Below are 7645 nucleotides of genomic sequence, written 5' to 3' on the forward strand. Positions count from 1 at the left end.
TCAGGGCGGTCCTGCGATTCACCGAGCTGGGACAGACATCATTTGCAAACACCACCTCAATGCCTTTCTGCTGCCAGGATGTCAAGGCAGCCTGTATCTGCATCCACAAGCTCTGGTCGAAGGTGGTCTGTACAAATACAGCGTAAGATACGCCTTCCCCAGGCTCTCCTACGTCCTCAAGAGTTGTGATGAGCCTGCTGGTGATGGGCTTTCCATCGAGCAAGACCTCCTGCATGGCTGTCGACTCAGGGTGTTTGTAGTGCCCGACAACCAGGATCGTATGGGTGACGGCATAGTGGGCTATATGCAGGAGATTGCGTTTGACCACTGGACAGGTGGCATCCACAATCTGATATCCGGCATCCAGAAAATCTGAACGCAGCTTATCCCCCACTCCGTGGGCCCGCAGGACCACCACTCCTCGCTCGTGCCCTTCGGGCCCGGCTATCTCAATCATTCCTGCTTGGGCAAAATGGCTGCAGACTTGCTTGTTATGGATCAATTTACCCAAGGAGTACACAGGAAGCCCGGTCTTCCGGGCTTCCTCGATGGCGCTCCAGGCCATATCAAGCGCCCGTGAAACCCCTTTGCAATACCCCATGGTAGGTGACATGACTAGTTTCATAGCATCCAGTATGACAAAAATACTGCCGCAAGGTAACCCCACGGCAGTATCTTTTGGAACGGGAAATTCTTTGTTCCGGTTACTTGGCCGCAACCACCGCACCTTGTTTCTTCTGAGCCTTACTGATCCAGTAGAGCATGGAAGGAGCGAGGAAGTTGGAGGAGAAGGTACCAAATAGAATTCCGAACATCATGTTGATGGCAAAGAGCTGAATATCGCCAGATGCAAAGATTGCAAGCGGAAGAATCGCCACCAAGGTGGTGACACCACTCATAATGGTCCTGCTCACCGACTGAGTCACACTCAGGTCGATCATCTTGGACAGGGCAGCATTCTTGTTCAACGTCACATTTTCACGGACACGGTCGAAAATAACGATGGTGTTGTTCAGGGAGTATCCGATGATGGTCAGCAGAGCTGCAATCGTCGTGCTTGAAAACTCAAGACGCAAAATCGAGATGACGGTGAGCATCATCAGAATATCATGCACCAGGGCGATCAAGGAGGAGACTGCATAGGCAAAACGGAATCTGATCCAGACATACAGCAGAATCAAAGCCATGGCGACAACAATGGCCAGAATCGAGCTGGAGAGCAGGTTTGCACTGAACTTGGGCCCGATATAGTCACTCTGCAGGACTACAACGTTTCCTTGGCCAAAGAAAGATGCAAGCGCATTCTTGACCTCTTCTTCCATGGAAGCCTGGGTTGCACCGTCCTTGATTCCCAAGCGGATCTGGAACGTCTGGTTCTCGGCAGAACCCACGGTCTGCACCTTGGCATTTCCAAGAGAGGCGATGGCCGAGCGGACATCCTCGATGGAAGTGGTGCCGGTGCCCTGGAAGTTCAGCCTGGTCGGAGTACTGCTCAACGTTGCAGGAAAACCGTATCCAGAGAGCAGGTCCGCCGTATTCAACGAACCATCAACTACAACCGCACTAACTTCAGGCACTGCATTCAGCGCTGCAGCAAGATCCTTGGCGGTCGGGTAGGCTTGGGAGTGGAAGCTGGTCGTAGCGACGCCTTCCTCACCGCGAACCTCGAGGCTCAAGGCGGATCCGGAAATTGAAAGGACTGCATCCTTGTTGCCGCTGTATGTCACTTCGAGGCCGACGGGAGCGATTTGGATGCGCTGGCTCAAGCCGCTCTCGAAGTCAACCCCGAGGTTGAAACCCCCGAACACAACAAAGGAGACGGCTCCGGCAAGCAGGAGGACCACAGCCAGAATCCATGCATACCAGCGAAGTTTGATGACAGGAATATCGTTCTTAAGCATTTAGTTTTTCCTCCAGCTGATGTGCAATTTCTTGCCCTCTCGGTGAGCGACCGCCGCATCAAAAATGAGATGCGAGACAAACAGGGCGGTGAACAACGAGCTGACAATACCGATGGCCAAGGTATTTGCAAAGCCTTTCACCGAGCTGCTTCCGAGCTGCGAGAGCACCAAGGCCGCGATGATCGTAGTGATGTTGGCGTCCATGACCGTCCAGAAAGCTTTGTCAAAGCCTGCCTTGATGGCTGCAACGTCGCTCTTGCCCAATCGTCGCTCTTCCTTGATACGCTCAAAAATAATGACGTTTGTGTCGACTGCCATACCCAAGGTAAGGATCAGACCCGCCACACTGGTCAAAGTCAAGGTGAAGTTGAAAGCTGAAAGTACGCTGATCATGATAAAGAGGTTGAACAGCAGGGCCACGTCAGCCACCAAACCGGATACATTGTAGTAGGCAAACATCAGGATGATGACCAAGGCAAGGCCGATTGCAATCGCCTTCACACCTGCATTGACTGCATCCTCACCCAAGGTTGCACCGACAGCCTGCTGGCTGGAGACGATCAACTCGATGGGAAGCGCTGCGGTTCGCAGCACGATGGCCAGGTCACTGGCTTCCTCGGCATTGAAACCGGAAATCTGGACACTATTGCGGATTCCCTCATTGATGGTGGCCATTGCCTTGACTTTTCCATCCATGACAACCGCCATGGTGTCGCCCACATGGGTGGAGGTGAGCTTGTAGAAAATATCCCCTCCAAGACTGTCAAGCTGGAAGTTTACAACCGGGCGGCCGGTGATGCCATCGGTTCCCGTGGTGGCGCTCTCCAGGTGGATGCCGTCCAAGCCGACTTCCTCTTCAATAACCACATAGCTTTCAAGTTCGTCAATGCCATAGGCATCACTGACATAATACCCGGCGGCAATCTTGCCGGCAGGCAGGAAGTCCGGTTGCTTCAGAGCACCGGTATCGGTATAGACTTCAGAAGGATTGGCCTTGTAGTACGCGTCAAGCTCTGCGGTCAAGGCGGTGTCAACCATCTTGAAGACCAGGGAGCCCTTGCCGCGAAGGAACGAGTTTACCCGCTCGGGATCGGCAGCGCCGGGGATCTCGATCAAAATCTGATCGCTGCCCTGCAGCCTGATGACCGGCTCGCTGACGCCGAACTGGTCGATGCGCTTCTCGAGAATCTCGATATCCTGTCGGATGGCTTCGGCAATCTCGGAAGAGGAGGCAGGGCTGCCCTTCTTCGCCTCGTAACTTGCCGTATCAGCTTCCAGGAGGATGCTCATACCACCACGCAGATCCAAACCAAGCTGTAAAGCCTTGTTTCCAAGGGCCTTCAGGTCAAGCAGGGTTGTGCGGTAATACGCCTCGATGGTATCGAACATATTCTGCTCATTGTAGAATCCACCAAAGAGAGCTTCCAACGTCCATGTCTTGGGGACCGGGCGCTTCATAGCTTTGTAATTTGCCTTGGCACTATCCTTGAGATAGGAATACTGAGCGGGAAGAGCCGCCGCAGGATCCTGGGCCACCAAATCCTTCAAGGAACGCAGGTCCCGTGAAGCCTGCCCTCGGGCATACTCCTTAATCTGTACATTTGAGCCTGTTGCCAGTTCCTTGGTGTCCTGCGGTACGAATCCATACCACTTGATGGTGGGATACAAGAAGTATCCACACAACAAGATGACAGCCAGAACGATCACCAGACGACTCCGTTTTTTCATGATACTCTCCAGATTGTCTTCAACAGAATTTAGTTGTTCTCTTTTTTCTCAGCATCGGCTTCGACTGCAGCCACTTCAGGCTTTGCTTCTACGGCCTCGGGAGCACTCACCTGCTCTTTCTTGGCTTTCTTCTTGCTTGAAGGTTCAGTCGTCTCAGCTTTGCGGTTAACAATGCTGCTGATTGCATTCCTGGAGAACTCAATACGGGTATTGTCATCAACCTTGACCACTATGGTAGTCTCTTTTACAGCAACTACGGTTCCGTGGATGCCACCGATGGAAACAACCTTGTCTCCCTTCTTGATGGCGGCAAGCATCTCCTTGGTCTCCCTGTCCCGCTTCTTCTGCGGTCGGATGATCAAGAAGTAAAAGATGACAATGATGAGACCAAAAGTGACAAAGGTAGTCATCATTGAACCAGTTGAGCCCGCGGCACCTGATGCCTCTGGGGCGGCCATAGCACTAAGCATTGAAAGCATGGGTAATCCTCACTTTGCAAGAAATCGGATGCAGAAAAGAGGTGGAAGAGTCCTTCGCATCCAATTTTCCAAGTATCGATAAAAGTAGCACGTTCACGACATGGTAGTCAAGTTTTACCATTACACCAAAAAAGGGGCCGCAGTTGTTGCGGCCCCTCCTCTGTAGGCGATTATTTACATCATTCCGCCCATTCCCTCAGCACCAGGGTTCATTGCCGGGGCTGCAGGAGCAGGAATATCGGTGACGGCACACTCGGTGGTGAGTATCAAGGAAGCAATGGAAGCTGCATTCTGCAGTGCACTGCGGGTGACCTTCACCGGATCGATGATGCCGCTTTCGAACATATTGACCCACTTCATGTTCTCAGCATCGAAACCGACACCGGGCTTCTCATGCTTGCACTTGTCGGCGATCAGGGACCCGTCGAGACCTGCATTCTCTGCAATCTGGCGAATCGGCTCCTCAAGAGCGCGGCGGACAATCTTGTAACCAACCTTCTCGTCCTCGGAATACTTGGACAGGTCGGTCTTCTCAAGCGTTACAGCAGCCTGAATCAGGGCAACACCACCACCGGGGATGACACCCTCCTCGATGGCTGCACGGGTGGCGGAGAGGGCATCCTCAACACGATGCTTCTTCTCTTTGAGCTCTACTTCGGTAGCGGCACCGACGTTCAGTACGGCAACGCCGCCTGCAAGCTTGGCCAGTCTCTCCTGGAGCTTCTCGCGGTCGTAGTCGCTGGTGGTATCGCCGATCTGCACCTTGATTTGAGCGATGCGGTCCTTGATATCGCTCTGCTTGCCGTTTCCATTGATGATGGTGGTGTTCTCTTTCTCCACCTTGACGGTCTTGGCCCTACCAAGCTGGGAAAGGTCGGCGTTCTCAAGCTTGAGACCGAGCTCTTCACTGATGACCTCTCCACCGGTAAGGATGGCGATGTCCTCGAGCATTGCTTTGCGGCGGTCACCGAAGCCGGGAGCCTTCACGGCTACGACATTGAGAATTCCCCGAACGCTGTTGACCACCAAGGTGGCGAGAGCCTCACCATCCACATCCTCTGCAATGATGAGCAGGGGCTTGCTGGACTGGGCGATTTTCTCCAGGATCGGAAGCAATTCCTTCATATTGGAAATCTTCTTGTCATAAATCAGGATGAAGGGATCGTCGAGGACTGCGGTCATGGTGTCGCGGTTGTTGCAGAAGTATGCGGACAGATAGCCGCGGTCGAACTGCATGCCTTCGACAAAGTCGGTGGTGGTCTCGATGGTCTTGGACTCCTCAACAGTGATGACACCGTCCAAACCGACCTTTTCCATTGCATTGGCAATCTCTTCGCCGATGGTGCGGTCGTTGTTGGCGCTGATCGAAGCAACCTGTGAGATTTCTTCCTTGTCCTTGATCATCTTTGCCTGCTTCTTGATTTCGACAACAGCGTCGGCGACAGCCTTGTCGATACCACGGCGGATACCCATCGGATTCACTCCGGCGGCCACACTCTTCATACCCTCCTTGGTGATGGACCAAGCAAGCACGGTTGCGGTGGTGGTTCCATCACCTGCAACATCGTTGGTCTTGGTTGCCACTTCCTTCAGAAGCTGGGCACCCATGTTCTCAAACGGGTTCTCGAGCTCAATCTCACGGGCGACTGATACACCGTCCTTTGTTACGGTCGGAGCACCAAACTTCTTGTCCAGGACGACCAGACGGCCCTTCGGTCCAAGAGTTGCCATGACTGCGCGAGAGATCTTTTCGACACCGGTCACCAATGACTTGCGTGCCTCTTCGTTGAACTGCAATTGTTTTGCCATACTATATATCCTCACTTAAAGAATATGTTGTGCGATTACGTGTGGTAAGACCAAACGGAGCTACCGTCATGTAACATACAAATAAAAATGCCGAGAAGCAAGTGAAAAATGCAGATTACGTGAATATCAGGGACAAAGACATGCCCAAAATAGCGGAAGCAACATTACTTACCAAGTTCACCATATCATTATCCACCCACCTTAGTCCACGCTCAAGCGGCAGGGCCCTTCCATCGACGATCGGCCGCTCGGTGATGCGATCATTGGCCTCATCATAATAGTGTGCCTGTACAGTCGCCCCCAAGACACTATCCAACAGACACCCTGCAAAGGAGCTGAGGGCAATGACGGAGGCTGCGAGAACACTCATAGAGCTCATCGGCAGAAAGCATCCCCACACGCACAAAGCAATCAGGACAGCTCCCAAGAGACCGCTGGCGAGGCCGAGCGGACTTATTGCTCCGCTGAGACCAGGGGTCATGGGGCGGCCGGTGATGATGGAAACGGGTTTGGTCTTGGAGAGAATGCCCACCTCGCTTGCGAAGGTGTCGCTGGCCGCCTCCCCCACCGCCGAACCGAACATCACCAGAAACGGGAGACTGGGATTGTAGGCATATAAAAGGGCGGAAACCAAGGCCATCAGGCCATTGGCATATACCTGTACGGCGTCACGGCGCCCGCCTTTCTCATGAATCTTCATAACATCAAAGGAAATTATCCGCTTGGACAGCTTGCCGAGCACCCCGGCCGCCACAAAGAACAGCAGCAAGGTCGCCAAGGCGCCGAAGCCCAGGATCCAAGTGGGGCCGAAACCAACCAAAAAGGCTGCAACAGCTCCAGCGAAGGTGAGTTGGCGGGCGATGTAGGAGCTTACTGCAACGATCAGCATAATCAAGACAAGAACCCAGAAAGCAAAGGGTAACGAAAAAAAGAATCCATTGAAATAGGAGGCGAGAGAACCGGTTGCCGGAACAAGGTTCGCATACGCACTCATACGAATACCCCAAGAAGAAAGGTTGCGAGCAAGGGGACCGTGATATTGTCCAGCCCAAGCGGGGTAACAGCTTCTGTCAAAGCACTTACCAAGGCGATCATCAGGGATATACCAAAAACCGAACCCAAACCAAGCGTACTGTATGCACCAAGTCCGATGAAGGTGACGGCAAAGCTTACAGCGGCCATGACCAGGGTCCCGAGATATGACTTGTCGGCAAAGGCGATGGGCAGCTTCTTTTTGCCCCACTTTGCCCCAAAGAGGCCAGCCAGTCCGTCTCCGTATCCCATAATCAGGACTCCGATGCTGCATGCAAGCGAAGAGACAATCCCCTGATGCTGCATCACCACCAAAATCAACAAGGTGATGGGGAAATAGACAAGACCGTAGTTGCGCTTGCGGTCATCCATGCCGAGTGCTTTTCCCCACCCCAAAAAGGTAAAAAGGCTGTTGACAATGATAAAAAATATGGGACCTACCAAAGCATAGCCCAAGCTGGTGAAGAAATTCACCTCGATGAACCACCAGTTGGAAACCCCGATGTGAACGAACTTGCGCATCGATTCACCGGAAATCGAAAACCGATGTTTCAAAAAGATTCCTACTGCTATGACCAAGGCCAGGAAGGGAAACGATATCAGCAATCCAACTATGTTATTATTCATACGCGTCATGATGCAGAGAATGTATAAAAATTTCAAGAGTTGATGCACAATGCAGACATGTGTACAAAA

Annotated in this window: 7 protein-coding genes; all 7 read right to left on the reverse strand. The window is 52.7% G+C overall.

Features of this window, described 5'->3' with window-relative positions; all coding sequences use genetic code 11:
• The coding region (locus tag B3F49_RS04195) for a 4-hydroxy-3-methylbut-2-enyl diphosphate reductase (RefSeq protein ID WP_293909188.1) at positions 1-625 on the reverse strand (625 nt) is incomplete at its 3' end.
• Between the two features lie 79 nt (positions 626-704).
• Complete coding sequence (gene secF / locus B3F49_RS04200) at positions 705-1901, reverse strand: protein translocase subunit SecF (protein WP_293909191.1); 1197 nt, start codon at positions 1899-1901, stop codon at positions 705-707.
• Positions 1902-3629: a protein translocase subunit SecD gene (secD, locus tag B3F49_RS04205; protein WP_293909193.1), complete on the reverse strand. Its 1728-nt coding sequence runs from the start codon at positions 3627-3629 to the stop codon at positions 1902-1904. It lies immediately after the preceding gene.
• 29 nt (positions 3630-3658) lie between these two features.
• Complete coding sequence (yajC, locus tag B3F49_RS04210; RefSeq protein WP_293909196.1) at positions 3659-4042, reverse strand: preprotein translocase subunit YajC; 384 nt, start codon at positions 4040-4042, stop codon at positions 3659-3661.
• A gap of 240 nt (positions 4043-4282) precedes the next feature.
• The gene (gene groL / locus B3F49_RS04215) at positions 4283-5917 is read right to left on the reverse strand and encodes a chaperonin GroEL (protein ID WP_293892162.1); all 1635 of its coding nucleotides are present in this window, start codon (positions 5915-5917) and stop codon (positions 4283-4285) included.
• A 115-nt stretch (positions 5918-6032) separates the two neighbouring features.
• Complete coding sequence (locus tag B3F49_RS04220; protein ID WP_293909198.1) at positions 6033-6911, reverse strand: DUF92 domain-containing protein; 879 nt, start codon at positions 6909-6911, stop codon at positions 6033-6035.
• Positions 6908-7576 carry a diacylglycerol/polyprenol kinase family protein gene (locus B3F49_RS04225; RefSeq protein WP_293909200.1) on the reverse strand — a complete coding sequence of 223 codons (669 nt, stop codon included), beginning with the start codon at positions 7574-7576 and terminating at the stop codon, positions 6908-6910. Before B3F49_RS04225 ends, B3F49_RS04220 begins: the two co-directional genes overlap by 4 nt.
• Between the last annotated feature and the right edge of the window lie 69 nt (positions 7577-7645).

The organism is Sphaerochaeta sp. UBA5836 (assembly GCF_002432845.1).
Taxonomy (GTDB): domain Bacteria; phylum Spirochaetota; class Spirochaetia; order Sphaerochaetales; family Sphaerochaetaceae; genus Sphaerochaeta.

What these genes read in the sequence shown, in the direction of transcription:
- groL (WP_293892162.1), bottom strand. Translation starts at nt 5,917, where the DNA reads ATGGCAAAACAATTGCAGTTCAACGAAGAGGCACGCAAGTCATTGGTG.
- secD (WP_293909193.1), bottom strand. Translation starts at nt 3,629, where the DNA reads ATGAAAAAACGGAGTCGTCTGGTGATCGTTCTGGCTGTCATCTTGTTG.
- yajC (WP_293909196.1), bottom strand. Translation starts at nt 4,042, where the DNA reads ATGATGACTACCTTTGTCACTTTTGGTCTCATCATTGTCATCTTTTAC.
- secF (WP_293909191.1), bottom strand. Translation starts at nt 1,901, where the DNA reads ATGCTTAAGAACGATATTCCTGTCATCAAACTTCGCTGGTATGCATGG.
- B3F49_RS04220 (WP_293909198.1), bottom strand. Translation starts at nt 6,911, where the DNA reads ATGAGTGCGTATGCGAACCTTGTTCCGGCAACCGGTTCTCTCGCCTCC.
- B3F49_RS04225 (WP_293909200.1), bottom strand. Translation starts at nt 7,576, where the DNA reads ATGAATAATAACATAGTTGGATTGCTGATATCGTTTCCCTTCCTGGCC.